Raw genomic sequence first — 20,664 nt, 5'->3', positions numbered from 1 at the left:
CTCCAGTTTAAGTGTGTTCGGGGACATCAGTGGGCCTCCATGCTGAGGCCCATCAGCCGCTCTTGCAGCTCGGCATTTTGGGTCAGCTCGGACATTTGACCGGACCAGGCCATGCGGCCGTCGTCCATCACATTGGCGCTGTCGCCCAGGGCTTTGGCCACGGCAAAGTTTTGCTCCACCAACAGGATCGAGGCCCCCTGTTGTTTCAGCTCTTTGATGGCGCGGGCCATGGTGGTGATGATTGCGGGCGCGAGGCCTTTGGTGGGCTCGTCAATTAGGTAGAGCGCCCGCTCTTCGATCATGGCGCGGGCGATGGACAACATCTGTTTCTGACCACCAGACAATGTGCCCGCGTCTTTTTTCCAGAAGGTTTCCAACGCTGGAAACACGGTGAAGAGCCATTGCAGACGGCTGTCGTCAATTGCACCAGACATAGCGGCAAGGATCATGTTTTCCTCCACCGTCAGATCAGCAAAGATGCCCATGTCTTCGGGCACAAAGCCGATGCCAGCGCGGGCAATTGCTGGGGTGGGCAGTTTGGTGATGTCTTGGCCGTCAAACATCACACTGCCTTGATGGGCGCGCCAGTGGCCAATGATGGTGCGTAAAGTGGTGGTTTTGCCCACCCCGTTGCGGCCCAGAAGCATGGTGACTTCGCCGCGCGGCACGGTCAGCTCGACACCTTGCAGGATGTGATATTGGGCGATGTTGGTGAACACGCCCTCAAGTTTCAGGATGGGATCAGACATTGGCCAAAGCCTCCTCAAGATCGCGGCCCATGTAGGCTTCTTGCACCACATCCGACGCCATGACTTCGGCGGGATCGCCATCGGCTGCCAAAGCGCCGTTGTGCAGCACGATGATGCGGTCCGCGAGGGTGCGGATCACGTCCATCTTGTGCTCCACAAGAAGGATGGCGCGGTCTTTGCGGGTTTTGAGGTCGGCAATGAGGTCAAGCACCACGGGGGCTTCGTCCACGCTCATGCCCGCAGTGGGTTCGTCAAACATATAGACCAGCGGGTCCAGCGCAATTAGCAGCGCGACCTCCAGTTTGCGTTGGTCGCCGTGGGACAGTTCGGAGACCACTTGGTCTGCCTGATCCGTCATGTTGATGCGCTCCAGCAACTCATAGGCCGGGCCAGTTAGTTCAACGTGGCTGTCGGCCATCGACAGGATGTTGAAGCCGCGACCCGCTTTTGATTGCACCACAAGGCGGATGTTTTCCAGCACGGAGAGGTTTGGGAACAGGTTGGTGAGCTGGAAGGCGCGGCCAATGCCGCGGTGGGTGCGCTGGGCCACAGACATGCGGGTGATGTCGGTGCCGTTTAACTTTACGTGGCCTTCGGAGACGGGAATTTGACCGGAGATCAGATTGAAATAGGTGGTTTTACCTGCACCGTTGGGGCCAACAATTGCGGTCAATTCGCCCGCGTTGAAGTTGCAGGTGATGTGGTCAACCGCCACGTGACCGCCAAAGCGCACGGTCAGGTCGGTGGTTTCCAGAATGGGGTGGGGCATTTTGTGCGGTCCCTAAGAGGGAAAGGAGGCTGGCCCCGGCACAAAGTCCGGAACCAGCCATGGAGATAAAGTGACGGTCTTAGTTGCGGACCGGGATTGGCAGGTCGTCGATCGACAGCTCGCGTACAAGCTCCGGGATGGCCCATTCGACGTTGTCGTCCACTTTGATCTTGAAGTGGTACATGGTCTGCATCGCCTGATGGTCTTCGGCACGGAACTTCATGGTGCCTTTGGGGGTCTCCCACTCCATGCCTTCCATCGCGGTGATCAGCTCTTCGGTGTCGGTGCCACCGGCCTTTTTGATCGCTTCAACCACGGCGATGCCTGCGGACATGCCACCTGCGGTGAAGAAATCAGGCGGGGTGCCAAAACGGTCCTGGTGGGTTTTCACCAGCCAGTTGTTTACGTCGTTTTTCGGGATGTCATAGTAGTAGTAGGTTGCGCCTTCGAGGCCCGGGAAATCTTTGTAGGCTTTCATTGCGGCCAAGATGTTGCCGCCTGTGGCGATCTCAACGCCAAAACGCGACGGGTCCATGGCCTGAATTTTGCCCATTGGATTGCCGCCACCGGCCCAGATGATGAAGAGCTTTTTGTCGCCCTCAAGGTCTTTCATCGCGGTAAAGATACGCTCTGCCGCAGCGGTGAAGTCGGTGGTGTCGGTGGGTACGTATTCTTCATGCGTGATCGACTGCCCCTGACCTTCGAGTGCTTCGCGGAAGGCGGAGATGCCGTCACGGCCAAAAGCGTAGTCTTGCGCCAGCGTGGCAATGTGCACGTCTTCACCGGCGAGAGCGATGGCGTTGGCCACGGCGTCTTGCGAGCTGTTGCGGCCGGTGCGGAAGATGTAGCGGTTGTAGTTGGCGCCGGTGATGCTATCGGCTACGGCGGGCTCCACAATCAGCAGTTTTTCGTATTCTTCTGCCACTGGCAGCATGGCGAGTGCCACGCCGGAGCTGACCGGGCCAACAGCGAGGTCCACTTCGTCGTCGCCATATGCTTCTTCGAGCAGGGCTTTGCCGTTGTCGGGCTTGAGCTGGGTGTCTTTCTCGATCACGACGATTTTTTCGCCGTTTATCTCCATGGTGCCGCCGGTGGCGTACTCCAGACCCAGCATCAGACCGTCGTGGGATTGCTTGGCGTAAGCCTCATAGGGGCCGGTTTTGCCATAAACATGGGCGATCTTGATGTCTGCGGATGCGGCGCTGGTCAGCGCCAAAGCAGAAATCGCGCCCGAGATGAGCCATTTCTTCATGAGTGTTCCTCCCTGAACTCAACCGCAATTTGGATTGCGGCGATTGTGGTCATGGTAGGTGGCCGAGGCAAAAAGGGTCAATTCGGGGAAATTACGTAGGTCGACGCCGGAGGGGAAACCAGACCAATTTCATGCATGACGAGATGGCGGATGTGTCCGTCACGTGGCGTCGCAATGCAAGGATGTCACACCCAAACAAATTGCCTTTTGAAACATTCCAGTGCATGTATGTAACATGACAGGCAAGACCAATATTCCCGATACATCTCAATCGCTTCCAATCGCGTTACTGCGCGCCAGAGAGAAGGTGATGAAACCGGCACGATTATTGCTTGCCGATGCAGGGGTGACTGAACAGCAGTGGCGCGTGGTGCGGGTTCTGGTCGAAGAAGGCCCGATGGATCCCACCACAATTGCGGATCGGGCGGTGTTGCTGCTGCCAAGCCTGACACGGATTTTGCAGAAGCTTGAGGAAAAGGGCTTCATCACGCGGGCGCGGGATGAGCAGGATGGCCGTCGGCAAGTGATCAAGGCCACCTCAGACGGCTGTCGTTTGATTGCGGACAACATTCCTGCGGCCAAGAGCTATGCGGGAAAACTGCGCGACCACCTTGGCACGGATCGCTATGAGCAGCTTTTGGATTTGCTCAATGATTTGAATGAGATTGATCTCTAGAATCTAGTCAGGGCGGGTTTTGTCCGGATGTGCATTGTCGGTGTCCAGAGCGGCACGACGCCTTACGGATCACGCGTCAGATAACCTGACGCGCGAAGCTCTCTTTCAAAGCAGTCCACAGGAACTCTGGCAAAGGGTGCCTGCAGCCTTAAAGCACCGTGTACATGTGGATTTCTTATCGGTTGTGGCCACTGGTCTGTGCCGCCTTCAGGGCTTCAGTCAGCACCTCATCGTCACCAATGTGGTTGGCGAGCAGAAAAATCAGCCGGGCATTGAGCGCATCGCTGGTGGATTTCTCAAGGCCATCATGGGCGCGGGCGAGGGCGTCAAAGAAGCCGTCCGCGTTGTCCAGATTTGGGCTCAGGATCAGTTTGTCAGACATCAGATCACTCCTTGCCTGTGGCGCGACGCAATGCAGCGCGGAAATGAGGCTCATCAAAAGATTCGCGGCGTGCGGCGACGTGTTGGTCCGGTCGAATCAAATAGATGCCGCTGGTGGCATCGCCGAGGTATTGCCGCTTTAGCGTGAGCGATGGATCGTCACGTGCTGAGAGAGCGAGGCGTGTGGCGGTGACACCGTCTTCTTCAAAGCTATCAGGCGCATCAGCATCGATGGTCAACAAAACGAAACTGTTGCCCAGCTTGTTGAGCAGATGGTCGTCTCCCAAAGGCGCGTCCGGGCACGGGCTGCCGGGGCGGGTGAGGTCTGGTGCCGCAAGGGCGTCTGCAGAGTTGAGCATGCTACCGTCATAGGTGCAGGGCACGGAGAGGCGGCCAGAGTTGACCAATGGCTGCGCAAAGGCGTGATGGGCAGAGAGGTCCAGCACCGCGTCGCGCAGGATGCGGCTCATCTCGGATTTGGGCGTGATGAACTCGGTGGAGCGGGTGGAGTTGAGGATGTTTTCCTCCGCGCCATACACGCGTTCAATGTTGTAGCTGTCCATCAGTGTGTCTGGCGCGTTGCCCTCCAGCACCAGTTTCAGTTTCCAAGCGATGTTGTCGGCGTCTTGCAAGCCGGAGTTGGCACCACGGGCGCCAAAGGGCGAGACTTGGTGGGCAGAGTCACCCGCAAAGAGCGTGCGGCCGTGGCGGAAGCGTTCCATGCGGCAACATTGGAAGGTGTAGATGCTGACCCATTCGAGGTCGAATTCCGCGTCATCCCCCAGCATGGCTTTGAGGCGCGGCACCACGTTTTCAGGGCGTTTTTCACGCTCTTTGTCGATGTCACGGCCCAGTTGCAAATCAATCCGCCAGACGTTGTCCGGCTGTTTGTGCAGCAGGGCAGATTGGCCGCGGTTAAACGGCGGATCAAACCAGAACCAACGCTCTGACGGGAAATCGGCTTTCATCACCACATCGGCAATCAGGAAGTTGTCTTCAAACACCTGCCCGTCAAAATCGAGACCCAACATGCGGCGGGTGGGGGAATTTGCACCGTCACAGGCCACCAGCCATTCGGCCTCAATGGTGTAGCTGCCTTCCGGGGTCTCCACCTCAAGCGTCACATGGGTGTCGTGTTGGCCAATGGCTTCGACCTTGTTGCGGCCGCGAATTTCGATAGGGGCACCTTCGGCCTGCATCTCGCGGATGCGCTCGACCAAAACCTGCTCAAAGGTGTATTGCTGCAGGTTGATAAAGGCGGGGTTTTTATGGCCTTCTTCTTCGGTCAGGCTGAACTCATAGACCTGCCGGGTGTCAAAGAAGACCTTACCTGTGTCCCATTGTACGCCACGTTTGACCATGGCTTCGCCACAGCCAAGACGGTCGAGAATTTCCAATGGGCGTTTGGCAAAACAAATGGCGCGTGAGCCAAAAGACACGCGGTCGTTGTCGTCCAGAATGACGGTTTTGATGCCTTGCTGCGCCAAATCAATGGCGGTGGCGAGGCCTACGGGACCTGCGCCAATGATCACCACCGGATGACGGGCGGGCATGCCTTCGTCTTGATCCGGGCTATGCTCATAGGCGTAGAGCGGGACGTCAAAAATCTTGCTCATGGGGCTCCTCCTCCCAATAACGGGCACGTTTGTTGGGGGTTAGCGTGGCGCGGAGATAAACCGCGCGCCACGACTTAGATCAAGGACGCGGGGATTTGTCTCAACCCTGCAATGCCTCCCACATCTCCAGATCGCGCTGGGCGGTCCAGATGCGGGGCGTGTCAATGCCGCGGGCTTCGTCATAGGCACGGGCGACGTTAAACGGCAGGCAGTGCTCATAAATCGCGTAGTCCGCGAACTTCGGGTCACATTCGGCGCGCACCGCGTCCCAAGCTTCTTTTAGCGTACCGCCGCGTGCCGCAACCTTGGCCGCGGGGCGGTAGGTGCTTTCGACAAAGTCCCGGGTGTTTTCGATGGCGGCGTTGACCATCTTTTTTCCCACAAGCGCGTCGCCGCGACCGGGGGCAATGGCGTCCACGTCAAACGATGCAATGTTGTCGAGCGTGTCACCCCAGTCGGCAAAATGCCCGTCGCCGCAGTAGCAGGCGGAGTGGTATTCGACGATGTCACCGGTGAACATGACATTTTGGTCCGGCACATGGATGACGATGTCGCCGGCGGTGTGGGCGCGGCCCAGATGCATGAGGTCAACGCGGCGGTTGCCGAGGTAGACGGTCATGTCGTCAGAAAAAGTGGTGGTGGGGTAGGTCAGGCCGGGGATGCTTTCGTGGCCTTCAAACAGACGCGGAAAGCGCTGGAACTCGCTGTCCCAGTCTTCTTGACCACGTTCCACCACCATGGCGCGGGCGGCGTCGCCCATGATAATCTGATCCGCACCATAGGCCGACGCGCCCAGCACGCGTACGGCGTGATAGTGGGTCAGCACCACATGGGAGATCGGTTTGTCAGTGACAGAGCGCACACATTCAATGACCTTGTTGGCCAGACGTGGCGTGGCCTGTGCCTCGACAATCATCACGCTGTCGTCGCCGATGATCACTCCGGAGTTTGGGTCCCCTTCGGCGGTGAAGGCGTAGAGACCCTCCCCAACCTCGGTGAAAGAGGTCTTTTTCTCGGTCATGTCCCCTTGGGAGGCGAAGGCTTTTGCCATGGTCAGCGGTCCTTTTGTAGAAGTTGGTCAACCGCCCAGTCGAGACGGATGGGCGTGTAATTATGAGCTTCAACCCCAACATTGCCGCGGCGCGGGGCGCTGTGGAATGCGGTGTCGTGGGTGTGGCAGTGGAAGTGCAGGGTGCCGCGCCACCAGCCGTTCCACTCCTCGATGGGATAGTGAAACAGCACAATCTCGCGATCATTGCGTTTGAGTGTGATCAGATCACGGCCCCAATCCGGTTCGTCGCGGTTGCCATTGAGGCAGATGATGGTTCCGTTGAGCTGTGCGAGATAGGGTTCACGGGGGCGATCCCGCGGCCAGGCAAAATCCCCAAGGTGATAGACGGTGTCGTCTTTGCCAACCACGGCGTTCCAATTGACGATCAGTGTGGCGTCCATCTCTTCAACGGACGCAAACGGGCGATTGCCTTTGCGCAGCACTTGGGTGTGTCCGAAGTGGGTGCAGCCGGTCAGGAATTCGGTCATGGCAAAACAGGTCCTAAAAAACGGCAATCAATGAGTGCATAGCTTAGGCCGCAAGGTCCTTGAAAGTATAATCAAGTTGCAGAATGCCGCCGGGTTTTTGGCTGGAAGCCTTGAGGGTCAGGTTTTGCTGTGCCCCCTTGGCAAAACAGGGCAAGCCGTCGCCGAGGATGGTGGGCATGACAAAAACCGAAATCTCGTCAAACATGCCCACATCCAGCGCGGCGCGTTGGGTTTCGCCGCCGCCCATGATCCAGACTTTTTGGTGGCCGTTGGCCTCAATGGCAGCACGCAGACCATCGATGGGGCCGGCGGCGGTGATGTGGTCGCCTTTGTAGTCGTGGCGGTGGGTCAGCACGTAGCCCGCTCGGTCGCCATAAGGCCACCCCCAGCCCATCACCTGTCGATAGGTGGCGCGGCCCATCAGAACCGCGTCCACCTCTTCGATGAAGGCATTGTAGCCACCCGCGTCTTCGCAGCTGCATTCCGCAAGAGCTGCGTTGAAGGGATCAAGCCAGCCCACCCCACCATCCGGCGTGGCAATGAAGCCGTCCAGACTTTGTGCGATATATCCAACGTAGCGGGGGTGAGCAGGCATAGGTCTTACCTTTCGAAAGGGTCCGAAAGCGCGGGCAAAAGTGTGCCGGTACAGTCACCAAATCCGATTGTGTACCCGTCTCCTTTGGCTGCGCCATGGAGGGTGAGCGTGTCTCCATCTTCAATGAAGGTACGGGTCTCACCACTATCAAGGGTCAGCGGTTCTTTTCCGCCCCAGCTGAGTTCCAAAAGACTGCCACGTTCCGGTTTTGTGGGGCCGGAGATGGTGCCGGAGCCCAACAGATCGCCTGCGTTCATTGGGCAGCCAGAGGTGCTGTGATGCGCCAGTTGTTGCGCAGCGGAATAGTACATCTGACTGTAGTTGGTACGGGCGATCTCGGTTGCCTCTGTGCCTTCGGGGGCCATGCTCACCGACAGGTCGATGTCGTAGAGCATCGGGCCAACGTCTTTGAGGTGATCGAGCAGCTCAAATTCGCGCTCGGGCGTATCGGTGCGGAAGGGTTCCAGCGCAGCCTTGGTCACGATCCATGGAGAAATCGAGGTGGCGGTGGCTTTGGCTTGGAACGGGCCAAGCGGTTGGTATTCCCAGGCTTGAATGTCACGCGCGGACCAGTCGTTGAGCAGCACGTAGCCAAAGATCATGTCGTCGGCTTCTTGCACGGTCACTGGGTGGTCGGAGAACTGGCCAACAATTGCGCCCATTTCCAGCTCGATGTCGAAGCGACGACACGGCAGGAAGGCGGGCGTGTCGTGATCCGGGGATTTGAGCTGGCCCCAAGGACGGCGGACATCGGTGCCAGACACCACCACGGAGGAGGCGCGACCATTGTAGCCAATGGGGATGTGCAACCAGTTGGGCGGTAGGGCGTTTTCGGCGCCGCGGAACATGGTGCCAACGTTGGTGGCGTGGTGACGACCGGCGTAAAAATCGGTGTATTCACTCACCGCCATTGGCATGTGCAGCGTGGCGTCTGCCAGTGGCAGAGAAAAATAGGTCAGAGCCTCCTGGACGTCCTCGGGGGCGTCCGCTGAGAGCATTTTCTGAAGCTTGGCGCGGTATGTGGCCCAAGCCTCTGGGCCCAACTCCATGAAGTCGTTCCAATAGGGGGCATCCAGAACATCGGCGTCCGGATCGGCGCGCAGGGTGCTGATTTCTTCCAGCCCCGTGAGATCGATGATGCGGTCGCCAATGGCCGTACCACAGCGCAGTTCACCATCGCCGACGGAGAAGACGCCATACGGCAGGTTGTTGAGTGGGAAGGGGCAAGCAGCGTCGTTGGCGCTTGCGATCCAGGATTTTAACAAAGACATGCGCGTTTCCTTGTGTTGCGGTCAGGTCAGCGGGATTTTCATCCCGTCGGTGCCGATGAAGAGTGGGCCGGACCAGGTGCGGGAAGTTTCTTCCTGCCAATGCGTCTCGGTGAAGTTGGGGTCGTCACAGGGGACGAGGTGGTTGAGGGCGAGGCGGGAGACGCCAGCCTCTGTAGCAATGCGGCCGGCTTCGGCGGCAGGGGTGTGGCTGCGTTCCAAATGGAGGCGCAGACGGTCATCGCCGTTGCCCACACGGGCGCACAAGGCATCGATGCCGGTCGACAACATGGCCTCATGCACCAGTAGGTCGGCGCCTTTTGCGAGGTCGACCATGTCTGCAATTGGGGCTGTGTCGCCGGAGAGCACCACGCTGTGAGACGCGCTGTCAAACCGCAAAGCATAGCTGTCCGCGATCGGCGGATGTTCGTTGCGGATGGTGGTGAGTTTGAGAGGGCCGAGGTCCATTTTGCCCGGCTTCAGTACATGGATGTCAGCCAAAGGCTCGAGCGCGGGACGCCCTTCGTCGCGCAGACGCAGTTCAACATCAAAAGACATGGCATTGAGGAACCCGGCCCAATAGTGATCGAGGCCTCGGGGGCCGTAGATCGGGATGGTTTTGTTCAAGCCCGCTGTCCAGGCGGTGTGCAGCAGTGGACCCAGTTCCAGATAGTGGTCGGAATGCAGGTGAGTGATCAGGATCGCGTCAAGATCGGTCAGGGCCACACTTGCGTCACAGAGACCTCGGCTCACGCCAAGGCCTGCGTCCACAAGGATGGTCATGCCGTCCATCTCAACCAGAATAGAGGTGGGCATGCGGGTGCCGGGCCGGATGGCAGGGCCGCCTTTGGTGCCCAGAAGGGTGACTTGGTTCAACTGGAGTGTTTCCCGTGGTTGTTGGTTCCGGGTAATGGTGCGCCCCGAGGGCACACCCTACGTAGGAGGTGCATCGATTGGGCACCGTTACATCATTTTTTACCCGGTGTGCCGTCGAATTTCTTTTCGATGTCTCCCCAACAATCAATGTAGTTGTCCTGCACCGGCGCTTCATTGGCTGCAAATTGGGTGATATGCTGCGGGAAGCGGGTTTCAAACATAAACGACATGGTGTTGTTGAGTTTGTCTGGTCCGAGATTGGCGTTGGACGCACCTTCGAACGCGTTTCTGTCCGGGCCGTGCGGCATCATCATATTGTGCAGGCTCATGCCGCCAGGAATGAAACCTTCCGGTTTGGCGTCATACTGGCCGTAGATGTTGCCCATCAGCTCGGACATGATGTTTTTGTGGTACCACGGTGGACGGAAGGTGTCCTCGGCTACCAACCAGCGTTCGCGGAACAGCACAAAGTCAATGTTGGCGGTGCCGGGTTGCCCTGATGGTGCGGTCAACACTGTGAAGATGGACGGGTCCGGGTGGTCAAACAGGATGGCGCCAACCGGGCAGTAGGTGCGCAGGTCGTACTTCACCGGCGCGTAGTTGCCGTGCCACGCCACGACGTCCAGTGGGGATTGATCAATGTTGGCACGGTGGAATTGGCCACACCATTTCACGGTTACTGTGGAAGGCACTTCGCGGTCTTCATAAGCGGCTACCGGTGCTTTGAAGTCGCGTGGGTTGGCCATACAGTTGGCACCAATTGGGCCGCGGCCTGGCAGCTCAAACTTTTGGCCATAGTTTTCGCACACAAAGCCACGGGCCGGGCCGTCAAGCACTTCGACGCGATACACCAGCCCGCGGGGCAAGATGGCAATCTCTTTGGGTTCCAGATCAATGATGCCCAGTTCCGTGGAAAAGCGCAGCACACCTTCTTGTGGCACCACCAACAACTCGGAATCGGCAGAGAAGAAATACTCATCTTCCATCGATGTGTTCACGAGATAGGTGTGAGACGCCATACCAACTTGGGTATTCACATCCCCGGCGGTGGTCATGGTGCGCATACCGGTGATCCAAGTCAGCGCCTCTTCGGTGTGCGGCACCGGATCCCAGCGGTACTGGCCAAGGCTGCCCAATTCGGGATCAACATTGGGGGCGGACTGCCAATACGGCATGTCGATTTTGGTGTAGCGATTGTTGTGCTTTACTGACGGGCGAATGCGGTAACACCATGTACGTTCGACATTTTCCGCGGTGAACGCCGTACCGGAGAGCTGTTCACCATAGAGCCCGTAGTTGCATTTCTGCGGGCTGTTCATGCCTTGAGGCAGGGCCTCGAGCAGGGCCTCGGTTTCATAGTCGTTGCCAAAGCCGGGCATGTACCCTTCATGTGGGCCGGGCATGGACGGGGCCTTTTGCATACGGGTCGGAACTGTGTGTTTGGTCATCTGTTCGCTCCAGAGTTCGAATTTGGTTGCGGTGGTAATAGTTGTTTTTGTAACCAACAAGCAGGAGGACGCGCGGAATATGACAAAATCAGATGACTTCGATTTGCAGGCGTTTTTGCCATATCTGCTGAATCAGGCGGCAGAGGAGGCCAGTCTTGGATTTCAAAAGGTCTACAAGGATCGTTACGGGCTGTTGCGCAGCGAGTGGCGTGTGCTTTTCCACCTTGGGATATTTGGGCGTCTGACGGCTACCGAGATTGGGGCGAAAGGCAAGGTGCACAAAACCAAAGTCAGCCGAGCAGTGCAGCGGTTGGCGGACCGGCGGTTGGTGGCGAGAGCGCGGAGTGAGGAAGACCGGCGTTTGGAGTGGCTAGAGCTCACGCCTGCAGGTGAGAAGGTTTACCAAGATCTTCGTGCCGTGGCGCAGGAGTATGAGGGCACTTTGCAGACCAAGTTGAGTGCGGAGGAAGTGAGAGTGTTGAAGGGCATGTTGGGCAAATTGGCTAGACGTGATTGAGAAAATCGATTCGGGGCGGTGAATTGCGTGGCGCTGGCGGATAGTCGAGACAGTTTCGCGAGTTGCGCGCCATTGTCCCCCCTGTGAGGACAGTGGCGCGGTGATGACGCATATTACTGTGTAATTGCAGCATTTTGCTTGAGTAGGCGTGGGCCTATGTGGCACCCTAGGCTAACACTAATGGATAGGTCCGGGAGTTTTCTTATGGGTCCTAAAAGCAAAATGAACGCTGCAATTCTCGCGGCAACTACTTTGGCACTGAGCGCTCCTGCTGCTTTTGCGCAGGACTCGGGCGGCTGGTCCGGCTGGTGGTGGCGTTGGTGGGGCGGTGGTGACACTGGCGGTGGCAACACCGGTGGTGGGTCCAATGCGGTTCCGGAAATTGATGCGGGTGCGGGCCTTTTGGCTGTGGCAGCCGTGCTTGCGACGCTGGCGCTGGTTTGGGAACTGCGCCGTCGTCGTCAAAAACAAAATTAAGCCAGTCTCAACAGGCTGAGGAAATTTAGATGGGCGCTCAGATGAGCGCCCATTTTGCAGTCAGCAGGGCGGCAATGGCGATGGTCGCGTTGGCCACGATATGTGCCACGATGGCATCCGATGTCTCTGATCGGCGCAAATAGAGCAGGCCGAAAGCCACACCGGCCAGCGTTCCGGCGAGAAGACGGTCGTGCATGAAGCCAAACAGCAGGCTGGACACCCCTACGGCAAGGACGGTCCAAACCAGCGTGTCTCTGTGCAAGCGGCGCAGAAGGTAGCCGCGGAAGAACAGCTCTTCGATAATTGGTACCAGAAGGATTGTGCCAAGGAGGCGTGTGGAGATCCAGAGCAGTGACGGAGTTTCAGCTTGTGGCGGTTCTTGCGTTGCGGCTGTGGTGATCCAGGCGACTCCGATGACCAGACCAACAAGTGCGGCTTCAATAGACGGGCGGCGCCACAGGTCGCGTAAGGCTGGAAGAAAAAACAGCAGCGGCAGGGCCATAAGGGCTGCCCGAACCGGATAGCCTGCTTCGGGATCGGGCCAAAAGGCAGAGACAAATACACCCGACAGCATCATTACAATGAACGGCACAATCCTGGCCGCGAGGGGATCGTGGCGGATGGTGGCCGTTGGATGAGTTGTCAGCGGTGTACGGTGCAGCCATTGCGCAAGATGGGCGATCAACACTATCAGCAGGGCCAAGGCGGTGAACATCAACCAGCCCGCATAAGAGTGAAACCCGTTGAGCGCGTGTTCGGGTGAAACGCGGGCGCCGATCACAATCAGAATTGCGATGCGCAAGATATTGAACAGCCAGCTCGCAAACACGGCAAGCGGGAAGAGAATCAACCAGAAGCGTTTTTGGCGCAATTCAGGGCGCATCAGGACCGCGTAAAAGCCCATAAAGATGGTGATCAGTGCAATGCCTTCGACACCGGAGCATTGGCTGGCGATTTGCACCCAAAACCCTTCGACGCCAATTTCGTAGGTGGGCGGGTGAACGCCAACGTCAAAGCCGGTGAGGGTTAGGACGAGAAACACAAGGAAGAAGGTCAGGCTGCTGAGCGTGCTCCATTCCCACAGGGGGCGCATGAGGTCGGCAAAGTCGGGGGTCAGAAAGCCTGTGAACAAGGCAAGTGGTAGCAGGTAGCTGTCATTGCGCATCCAATCGCGCCAAACACGTAAAGGTGTGACCCAGAAAATGGCACCTGCGGCGGTCAGAAGGCCACCGATGGTCAAGAAAATAAGAGTTGGTGTGAAGGCGTGGGAGATTTCTGCTGTGCCAAACAAGGGCAGCGGCAAAAAGATGAGCACCAGGCCTAAAAGGTGAAACAGCATCCAGATACGGTGCCCAGGGTGCGCGATGGCCCGGTCCGCCAGCGCACGATAGCCCGTGGGGCGCAACCAGAAATACAGCGCCATTACTGTGATCACCGCCAAGCCGCGTGCGGTCATAGAACGCAGGGCGCGGCAGGCAGCCTCAATTTCGGTTTGGCGGCACTCAATAGAGGCCATGACCTGATAGGCAAGGATGACCAACAGCAATTCGGCCACGGCCAGTGCAGCCAAGGTCATCAGGCGCGTTGGACGCGCGGTGGGCTGTGCCGCTTGGCCGCGCGTGCCCATGGTCCTAGAAGTCGACTGATACCCCGGGCAGATTCAGCGCTTTGATCAGTTCGCGCAATTCCTGCCGGGCAGCGACGTTGGAGATGTTGAGTTGCTTCACGCCGGTGTCGCGCAGATCAAGCAAGGTCAGACCGCGAGGAAACAGCTCACGAAAGACAACACGCTCGTTGAAGCCAGGCGCAACACGGAAGCCGATGCGTTTGGCCAGACGATCCAGCGCCTTGCCCATTTTCTCTTTGTTGACCATCTGTTGCGCGCCCATGCGGTTGCGCATGACAATCCAGTCGATCGGTTTCAGGCCAGCCTGCGCGCGCAGTTGGCGGGCATTCCAGACCATTTCAGAATAGACCGAAGGGCCGATGATTTTTTCGCCGTCGGCATCAATTTTGGCAAGCAGGTCAAAGTCGACAAAGCTGTCGTTCAACGGAGTCACCAGCGTGTCGGCCAAGGAGTGCGCCACTTGGCTCAAACGGGTGTGGGAACCGGGGCAATCGATCAGGATAAAATCGTTGTTTGGCTCTAGCATCGAGACTGCCGCAGACAGGCGATGATCGTAGATGTTTTCACCTGGTTGTAGCGCGGCTTGGTCTACTTCTGGCAAGTCATGGTAGTCCGGGCTGGGCAGGTCGAGCCCTGCTTTTTGCAGGAATTTCCGGCGGTTGGCGACGTAACTGCCAAAGCTCTTTTGCCGTAGGTCGAGGTCGATTCCGCCCACGCGATGACCCATGCGTGCCAGCGCGGTGGCGACATGCATCGACAGGGTGGATTTGCCCGCGCCGCCCTTCTCGTTTCCGACCACAATGATATGTGCCATGCCCGTTGTCCCTGCTCGTGTTTCAGTGCCGCGGCTCTTACGGCGCGGGTTTGTTGGTGTCTACTATATGTTGTGATTATCCACAGGAAAAGCGATTGATGCGCTAGGCATCGCGCCACGCACCGGTTTCCAGCGCATCGAGGGTCCAATCGCCAATTTGTGCCCGAATTAGGCGCAGTGTTGGGTGGCCTACGGCGGCTGTCATGCGGCGGACTTGACGGTTGCGACCTTCATGGATGGTGAGGGAAATCCACGTGTCTGGGATGGATTTTCGCACCCGGATCGGCGGTATACGCGGCCAAAGAATGGCTGGTTCATCAATACGTTGCACTTTGGCCGGTTTGGTTCGGCCGTCCTTGAGATCAACCCCCGTGCGCAGGGCGGCAAGCGCCGCGTCGTCTGGCGTGCCTTCGACTTGAACCCAGTAGGTCTTCGCCATTTTGTGGCGCGGGTCCGCGATGCGGGCCTGCAATTTCCCATCGTCGGTCAACACCATTAGCCCCTCGCTGTCACGGTCCAGGCGGCCTGCCGGATAGACTTTGGGCACGTCGATGAAGTCGGACAAAGTGCGGCGGGTGCTGCCCTCAAGACCTTTGTCGGTGAATTGCGACAGCACATCGAAGGGTTTGTTGAAGAGTATCACACGGGTCATGAGGACCTCCTACACGGGCGTGCGCTGGGGTTGCAAGTTTACTGTTGCTGCGTTCTTGTGCGCCGTAAGAACGCAAGGGGATGACTATGGATTTTGAAGACATGTTGCCGGAAACCCTGTTGGCACAGGCTGGCGGGGCGATTGATCAGCAAAGCGGGGGCGTGGTGCCACCGATCCAACCGGCAACCACCTTTGCGCGGGATGAGAATTACAACCCTCTGAACCAAAACAACATTTACGCGCGCCCGCACAATGATGTGGCGCGTCAGGCTGAGGCGGTTTTGGCGCAACTGGAAGGTGGTGCGGCGGCGTTGTTGTTCCCGTCTGGCATGGCGGCAATTGCCGCGCTGTTTCGCACCGTCCCCACCGGGGGGCGGGTGATTGTGCAGAGCGGGATTTACTGGAACACCACCAAGTGGATCCGGGATTTTTGTGAGCGGCGTCAGATTGTTATCGATGAAGTGGATGCGAGTGACGCAGCGGCGCTCGCAGCGGTTTGCGCCACAGGGCCGGCCGATGTGGTGTGGGTGGAGACACCGTCCAATCCTTGGCTGAAGGTGACGGACGTGGCCGCAGCCAAAAAGGCGGCGGAAAGCTGTGGCGCGCTCTTGGCCGTAGACAGTACGGCGGCCTCACCGATCTTGACCAACCCTTTGAAATTGGGCGCAGATATTGTGATGCACTCGACCACCAAAGTGATCAATGGGCACTCAGATGTCTTGGGTGGCGTTTTGGTCACAAAAGAAGTCACGCCGGTCTGGGAAGAGATCGAAGTGGACCGCGCTAGTGCGGGCGCGGTGATGGGGCCGTTTGAGGCCTGGCTGCTGTTGCGTGGCATGCGCACGATGGCGTTGCGGGTGGAGCGCATGGTGGATAACGCCATGAAAATAGCGCATTTTCTGGAGGATCATCCCAAAGTGGACAGTGTTCTATTTCCTGGCCTCGAGAGTCATCCGCAACATGAATTGGCCAAGGCGCAGATGCCGGGCGGGGCTGGGTTTCTGATGTCGTTCCTTGTGAAGGGGGGCAAAGAAACGGCTCTGCAAGTGGCTGGAAAGATGAAGCTTTTCCATCGAGCCACGTCTCTGGGTGGGGTGGAGAGCCTGGTGGAGCATCGCCACACCATTGAGCCGCACACCAGCATTCCTGAAACGCTGTTGCGGATTTCAGTTGGGGCGGAAAATGCCGGGGATTTGATTGCCGATCTGGGGCAAGCGTTGGGGCAGTAAACACCCCGATTTGCACGTCGGTTTCACGTCTGTATCGCGGCTGTTTTTCGACGGTGGCGATTTGGAGAGGTTGGCACCTGAGGTTGTGCATCGACGCACCAAAAACTGCGTCGATCTGCCCCGAATGCCAATCAATTGTTAAGGCGTTTGGAAGACTATTGGCGCAGCACGAACGGGCACAGCCCCACGCAGCAGTGGACCAGGACCTTGAAGAAACGCATCGAAAACCCAGCGAAGATTACACCAGCCTACGAAGATGGGGGGCTGTTTAAAAAGCCGCCAACCGAGCTGGTGGTGAATTTGATTCCGAAGTTTTCCAAGAACTCCCGACAAGATGTGATCATCAAAGGGCTGGTTCAGAACGACGTGGAAATTGACGTGATCTTTGCGGGTCGCCGGAAACGGGAGGCGGCGGAGTTGGTGACACTTTTGAAGCGAAAGTGGGAAAATGCCAATTACCGCGTGGCCAAGGCGCCCAAGCGCAAAGACGTGCGGTTGCCAACGCGGGTGCAAGGCTCTTGGCGCATGCGCGTTGCCGAAGATGAACACGAGCAGGATCTCTACACCAAAGAGTATCAACTTTTGGTCGCTCGGTGGGCGTTTAACGCGGACAATGGCGAGTTCCGCAGCTTTGGCGAACCACCGTTTCAGCAACAGGTGGTTCAGACTGCCGAGGCCTCCAAAGGCTAAAACAGCTGGCGGGCGTCCACGACGCACAACGTTACTTCTCAATATCTAAGCTTTGCAGGGACGCCGTGGGGCGTGACCCTGCGCTGTGCGTTTTAGCGACCCTGTTGACAGATCGACCCTTCGATCATATCTAACGATTGTTAGATTATGCTGTGCAATCGAAAGGCCGCGCAATGACCTCCAAAAATTCAATCACCGTGAAAGCCCCTGCCTCCGCCGCCTGGAAGTTGATTGGGGACGACTTTGTCGCCGTGAACCGCTGGATGGCGGCGATCCCGCGTGCGGAAGCCATCGAGGGCCCAGCCTTGCCCGGCGCGCCAGCAAAAGGGCGCTATTCCTACCTGTTCCACAAGTTTGCGCCAATGTACCAAGAAGAGGTGCTGACCCAGTTTGACTCGGAGGCAATGACCCTCAGCGTGGATGTGACCCTGCATAGGGGGTCCAAAGCCATGCCAATGAAGGGCTACACCTCCACGGTGATTGTGCGAGCGATCAATGACGCAACTTGCGAGGTGACTTGGATCGGGGATGCCACGCCAAAATGGTTTGCCAAACCGATGCGCGGGATGTTGACCAAAGGTCTGGATGCCGGGTTCATCCGCAGTCTTGAGGAAATTCAACACTTTGTAGAGACTGGTCAACCGCATCCCAGAAAGGTAGAAAAAATCAAATCAGAGGCGGCGGCTCACGCGGCCTGATCTGCGCGACAGTGCGCGGGAATGGGAGGTCACATGCAGGACACATCCATCAAAGCGCGCTTGATTGACGCTGGCAAAACGTTGTTTGCGGACCGGGGCTATGCCGGGGCCTCGGTGCGTGAAATTTGCAAGATGGCGGATGCCAGTTCGACCATGATCCACCACTACTTTGGCACCAAAGAAGGGTTGTTCAACGCCATCATTGACGAGTTCACCGCAGCGACGTTTGACGTGCCGCTGCGGTTGATTTCCAAGCCGCCAAAAACGGCAGAGGAAATGCGGCTGCGGTTGGAGATGTTCATCTCGGAGACGTTTCGGGCGTTGATTTCACAGGCGCCGGTGTTCCGCATTCTGGTGCGGGAGAACCGGGGAGTTGCCAGCGGAACGCGGTATCACGAAGGCTTCGCGGCCTATTTGAGCGCGGCGCAGGTGGCGGGCTTTGTTGATGCGGAGCTGGAGGTGCAGCTGATCACCGGCTTGGTGCTGGATCGGCTGGGCAATCAGATCATGTATGCGGCCACGATGAAGGCGGACGGCAAGACTGTGCTCAATGATGAGGCTTATGCCGAGGAATGGCTGGCGGCGAATACGCGGGTGTTGTTGTTTGGCTTGGCGGGGGAAGCGGCCTAGGTCATTCGGCGTCAAAATTGGAGCGCATTTCCGGGCGGTTCCACTCCAAAAGCCAGTCTCCGAACCGTTGGTAGAGAGGGAGCAGCGCGTCTTTGTTGATTGCCACCACATCCATGCCGCGGTCGTCATATGGATGCAGCACTAGATTTTGCGCAAAATCCACAAAGTACACATCCATGGTAAGCCTGGGGTGGACGCCAAGTTCGGCACCCAAAGTCAACCAGAGCACCTCCTGCAGCTGGCTTTTCTCCGTCAATTGGAAGGCGTCCCAAAACCGAAACTGATCGCAGCCAAATTCTGCGATGTAGTCTTCGTCAATTTGGGCAACTGCGCCAAGATGGGTGATGTTGGCTGGGTCGAGGCCGCAGTGTCTTAATTGCTTTAGGCGTTTCTTGGTCCTGGGTTTTTCGCCGTAGTAAGATGTTAGGAGCCAGAGTTCTTCAGTGTTTTGGAACAGTGCCGCCGCCACAGTGCTGGCCCGGTGCAGGGCTTGGTTGAAACGCTTAAGCGCACGGGTTGTCGGGACGCCTTCACCGCCAAGCTCAAACCGCAGGGCGTGGTCCCAATCAAAAAACAGGGCGTGCGAGAATTCCGTGCAAGGGAAGGCGTGGTCAAAGGGGGCGAAGATGTCGGTCATGGGCGGAGCTTAAGAGGTTGTTTGCTGAGTGCAATCACTCGTTGTGTCGATCCTTTCTGTGGCCTTACAGATTTTGGACTTGCACTCCCTCATTGGTGTTGTCTCAATGCTGGGAAAATCAAGACCGCCCCACAGGAGCCGCCCCATGAAACTTGAATTTCACCACATCAACTTTGTCTCCAAGGATGTGGATCGGCTGCATGATTTTTACACCAAGGTGCTGGGGTTGGCCGATGTTCCTCAAGACGAGTTTCCGCGCACTGAGGCTGATGAAGGCAGCGGCTATGACGGCAAAATTCGGTTTGCCACCGATGGGGATATGCAGATGCATCTGGCGGAGCGGCGGCTGGATGTGGCTTTTGTGAACGGGCAGGTGATCAATCCGGTGGACCGCGGGCATATTGCGTTTCGCACCGATGATCTGGCGGCGTTTCTGAAAGTGCTGGAAGAGAACGGCGTGCCGTACTCGGACTACGGCACCGCCTTTGCCAAAGAATGGCATCAGGTGTTTTTCCAAGACCCTGAGGGCAATGTGGTTGAGGTGCACCAGCAGGTGGGCGGCGCGTAAGAGGCACCGCCCGTTTGGGTCAGGTCAGGAGCGCCAGGTCGGCCTGATTGGTGGGGCGGCGGGTCGGCATGGTTTTGGCGTCCTTGCCCGCCATGGTGAGGGTGAGGTCTTTGTAGAAGCCGTCGTTGTCAAACCACCAGCGGTGGGAATAGACCATGGTTTGCTGTGCGTCGGGGACGTGTTTTTTGTATTGTTCGTTGCAGTAGATGTCCCAGTGGCCTTTGGTGACGGGGGACGGCATGCCAACGTGGCCCGCGCGCTCGCGGCCGCCGTTGATCAGACCGCCGGCCAAGGCGAGGACGCGGTCTCGTCCACTGTAGTAGTTGGTGAAGCGTTTGCTGCGCTCATCCAGCACCAGCCCGCCCCAGGCGCCTTTTTCCAGCCAGGTGGCGTCAATGTCGGCGGAGCAGAACATGACCTGATCTATGCCCCAGTGGCCCACGGAATCGCCAAAGTCGGAAAAACCGCGCAACGCAACCAGCCCGCCCATGGAGTGGGCGATGAGGTGGATTTTGGGGCGTGGTGTGAGGGCAAGTAGCGGCAAGATGCCGTCATCCACCAGATGCGGGGCGGTCTTTTTGGCATCGCCACGGTCTGAATTGTAGGCCAACACCGTGCCGTCGCTTGGCCAGTCATAGGCGATCACAGCGCCCTGAAATCCATGCGCTTTCACGCCGGTTTCGATTTTGGCGAGACGGTCGAGCATGCCTTTTTGGGAGGTGTTGAAACCGTGCACGTAGATCAGGATCTCTTTGGTGCCGCCGGCTTGTTGCACCTGTTTGAGCCACTCTGATTGCGGAATAATGCCGCCGGTGTGCACAGAGCCGTCGTCACTTTGATCTGTCATGGAGACATAGCGGGTGAGGGCGGCGGGGTTGTCGGTAAATTTCTTCTTTTGCGCATTATACGTCCGGCGCGAGAAAAACAGAGCCATCGTTAAACCTTTCACTCAAAAG

Annotated in this window: 24 protein-coding genes; 8 read left to right on the top strand and 16 right to left on the bottom strand. The window is 57.9% G+C overall.

What is annotated here, in order from left to right; all coding sequences use genetic code 11:
• Positions 1-26: 26 nt before the first annotated feature.
• The 3 genes from QOL67_RS15165 to QOL67_RS15155 all read right to left on the bottom strand — a co-directional run bounded on the left by QOL67_RS15165 (position 27) and on the right by QOL67_RS15155 (position 2,770).
• Positions 27-749 (bottom strand): ABC transporter ATP-binding protein, encoded by a 723-nt coding sequence (locus tag QOL67_RS15165; protein WP_283426811.1) that lies wholly within the window; start codon positions 747-749, stop codon positions 27-29.
• The gene (locus QOL67_RS15160) at positions 742-1,518 is read right to left on the bottom strand and encodes an ABC transporter ATP-binding protein (RefSeq protein ID WP_283426810.1); all 777 of its coding nucleotides are present in this window, start codon (positions 1,516-1,518) and stop codon (positions 742-744) included. The genes QOL67_RS15165 and QOL67_RS15160 overlap by 8 nt, the downstream gene beginning before the upstream one ends.
• A gap of 79 nt (positions 1,519-1,597) precedes the next feature.
• A complete protein-coding gene (locus tag QOL67_RS15155) occupies positions 1,598-2,770 on the bottom strand; it encodes a substrate-binding domain-containing protein (protein WP_283426809.1) in 1,173 nt (390 codons plus the stop codon).
• Between the two features lie 235 nt (positions 2,771-3,005).
• Here QOL67_RS15155 and hpaR point away from each other — a divergent pair, with 235 nt between their 5' ends.
• A complete protein-coding gene (gene hpaR / locus QOL67_RS15150) occupies positions 3,006-3,446 on the top strand; it encodes a homoprotocatechuate degradation operon regulator HpaR (RefSeq protein ID WP_283426808.1) in 441 nt (146 codons plus the stop codon).
• Positions 3,447-3,621: 175 nt separating this feature from the next.
• Here hpaR and QOL67_RS15145 read toward each other — a convergent pair whose 3' ends face one another.
• From QOL67_RS15145 to hmgA, 8 genes are all read right to left on the bottom strand, one after another.
• Positions 3,622-3,828, bottom strand: coding sequence for a DUF2783 domain-containing protein (locus tag QOL67_RS15145; protein WP_283426807.1), 207 nt, complete (start codon positions 3,826-3,828; stop codon positions 3,622-3,624).
• A gap of 4 nt (positions 3,829-3,832) precedes the next feature.
• On the bottom strand, positions 3,833-5,443 hold the full coding sequence (locus QOL67_RS15140; RefSeq protein ID WP_283426806.1) for an FAD-dependent oxidoreductase: 1,611 nt from the start codon (positions 5,441-5,443) through the stop codon (positions 3,833-3,835).
• A 100-nt stretch (positions 5,444-5,543) separates the two neighbouring features.
• Positions 5,544-6,494: an MBL fold metallo-hydrolase gene (locus QOL67_RS15135; protein ID WP_283426805.1), complete on the bottom strand. Its 951-nt coding sequence runs from the start codon at positions 6,492-6,494 to the stop codon at positions 5,544-5,546.
• A gap of 2 nt (positions 6,495-6,496) precedes the next feature.
• On the bottom strand, positions 6,497-6,982 hold the full coding sequence (locus QOL67_RS15130) for a hypothetical protein (protein WP_283426804.1): 486 nt from the start codon (positions 6,980-6,982) through the stop codon (positions 6,497-6,499).
• Positions 6,983-7,025: 43 nt separating this feature from the next.
• Positions 7,026-7,577, bottom strand: coding sequence for a dihydrofolate reductase family protein (locus QOL67_RS15125; protein WP_283426803.1), 552 nt, complete (start codon positions 7,575-7,577; stop codon positions 7,026-7,028).
• A 5-nt stretch (positions 7,578-7,582) separates the two neighbouring features.
• The gene (fahA, locus tag QOL67_RS15120; protein ID WP_283426802.1) at positions 7,583-8,848 is read right to left on the bottom strand and encodes a fumarylacetoacetase; all 1,266 of its coding nucleotides are present in this window, start codon (positions 8,846-8,848) and stop codon (positions 7,583-7,585) included.
• A gap of 21 nt (positions 8,849-8,869) precedes the next feature.
• Complete coding sequence (locus QOL67_RS15115) at positions 8,870-9,721, bottom strand: MBL fold metallo-hydrolase (protein ID WP_283426801.1); 852 nt, start codon at positions 9,719-9,721, stop codon at positions 8,870-8,872.
• 92 nt (positions 9,722-9,813) lie between these two features.
• A complete protein-coding gene (gene hmgA, locus QOL67_RS15110) occupies positions 9,814-11,169 on the bottom strand; it encodes a homogentisate 1,2-dioxygenase (RefSeq protein ID WP_283426800.1) in 1,356 nt (451 codons plus the stop codon).
• Between the two features lie 79 nt (positions 11,170-11,248).
• Between hmgA and QOL67_RS15105 the strand changes: the two genes are divergently transcribed.
• Positions 11,249-11,686 carry a MarR family winged helix-turn-helix transcriptional regulator gene (locus QOL67_RS15105; protein WP_283426799.1) on the top strand — a complete coding sequence of 146 codons (438 nt, stop codon included), beginning with the start codon at positions 11,249-11,251 and terminating at the stop codon, positions 11,684-11,686.
• Positions 11,687-11,890: 204 nt separating this feature from the next.
• Positions 11,891-12,163 (top strand): VPEID-CTERM sorting domain-containing protein, encoded by a 273-nt coding sequence (locus QOL67_RS15100; protein ID WP_283426798.1) that lies wholly within the window; start codon positions 11,891-11,893, stop codon positions 12,161-12,163.
• Positions 12,164-12,200: 37 nt separating this feature from the next.
• On the opposite strand, the gene xrtE is transcribed toward QOL67_RS15100, so the two are convergent.
• The 3 genes from xrtE to QOL67_RS15085 all read right to left on the bottom strand — a co-directional run bounded on the left by xrtE (position 12,201) and on the right by QOL67_RS15085 (position 15,256).
• Complete coding sequence (xrtE, locus tag QOL67_RS15095; RefSeq protein ID WP_283426797.1) at positions 12,201-13,790, bottom strand: exosortase E/protease, VPEID-CTERM system; 1,590 nt, start codon at positions 13,788-13,790, stop codon at positions 12,201-12,203.
• 4 nt (positions 13,791-13,794) lie between these two features.
• Positions 13,795-14,604 (bottom strand): division plane positioning ATPase MipZ, encoded by an 810-nt coding sequence (locus QOL67_RS15090; RefSeq protein WP_283426796.1) that lies wholly within the window; start codon positions 14,602-14,604, stop codon positions 13,795-13,797.
• A 103-nt stretch (positions 14,605-14,707) separates the two neighbouring features.
• On the bottom strand, positions 14,708-15,256 hold the full coding sequence (locus QOL67_RS15085) for a pseudouridine synthase (protein ID WP_283426795.1): 549 nt from the start codon (positions 15,254-15,256) through the stop codon (positions 14,708-14,710).
• A gap of 80 nt (positions 15,257-15,336) precedes the next feature.
• On the opposite strand from QOL67_RS15085, the gene QOL67_RS15080 reads away from it, so the two are divergent.
• The 4 genes from QOL67_RS15080 (at position 15,337) to QOL67_RS15065 (ending at position 18,503) form a co-directional block, all read left to right on the top strand.
• On the top strand, positions 15,337-16,485 hold the full coding sequence (locus QOL67_RS15080) for a trans-sulfuration enzyme family protein (RefSeq protein ID WP_430458958.1): 1,149 nt from the start codon (positions 15,337-15,339) through the stop codon (positions 16,483-16,485).
• A gap of 207 nt (positions 16,486-16,692) precedes the next feature.
• Positions 16,693-17,175, top strand: coding sequence for a hypothetical protein (locus tag QOL67_RS15075; protein WP_283426793.1), 483 nt, complete (start codon positions 16,693-16,695; stop codon positions 17,173-17,175).
• Between the two features lie 173 nt (positions 17,176-17,348).
• Entirely contained in the window at positions 17,349-17,873 is a 525-nt protein-coding gene (locus tag QOL67_RS15070; protein ID WP_283426792.1) for an SRPBCC family protein, read from the top strand.
• Positions 17,874-17,906: 33 nt separating this feature from the next.
• On the top strand, positions 17,907-18,503 hold the full coding sequence (locus QOL67_RS15065; protein ID WP_283426791.1) for a TetR/AcrR family transcriptional regulator: 597 nt from the start codon (positions 17,907-17,909) through the stop codon (positions 18,501-18,503).
• Position 18,504: 1 nt separating this feature from the next.
• On the opposite strand, the gene QOL67_RS15060 is transcribed toward QOL67_RS15065, so the two are convergent.
• Positions 18,505-19,140, bottom strand: a complete 636-nt coding sequence (locus QOL67_RS15060; protein WP_283426790.1) for a DUF3885 domain-containing protein — start codon at positions 19,138-19,140, stop codon at positions 18,505-18,507.
• 145 nt (positions 19,141-19,285) lie between these two features.
• Here QOL67_RS15060 and QOL67_RS15055 point away from each other — a divergent pair, with 145 nt between their 5' ends.
• A complete protein-coding gene (locus QOL67_RS15055) occupies positions 19,286-19,708 on the top strand; it encodes a VOC family protein (RefSeq protein WP_283426789.1) in 423 nt (140 codons plus the stop codon).
• 19 nt (positions 19,709-19,727) lie between these two features.
• Here the strand turns inward: QOL67_RS15055 and QOL67_RS15050 are convergent, their stop codons facing one another.
• A complete protein-coding gene (locus QOL67_RS15050) occupies positions 19,728-20,642 on the bottom strand; it encodes an alpha/beta hydrolase (protein ID WP_283426788.1) in 915 nt (304 codons plus the stop codon).
• Between the last annotated feature and the right edge of the window lie 22 nt (positions 20,643-20,664).

Origin of the sequence: Shimia sagamensis (genome assembly GCF_900182745.1) — a bacterium.
Lineage (GTDB): Bacteria > Pseudomonadota > Alphaproteobacteria > Rhodobacterales > Rhodobacteraceae > Shimia > Shimia sagamensis.
Note: the sequence above shows the minus strand (reverse complement) of the source record. Positions and strands in the feature narration are given on the sequence as shown.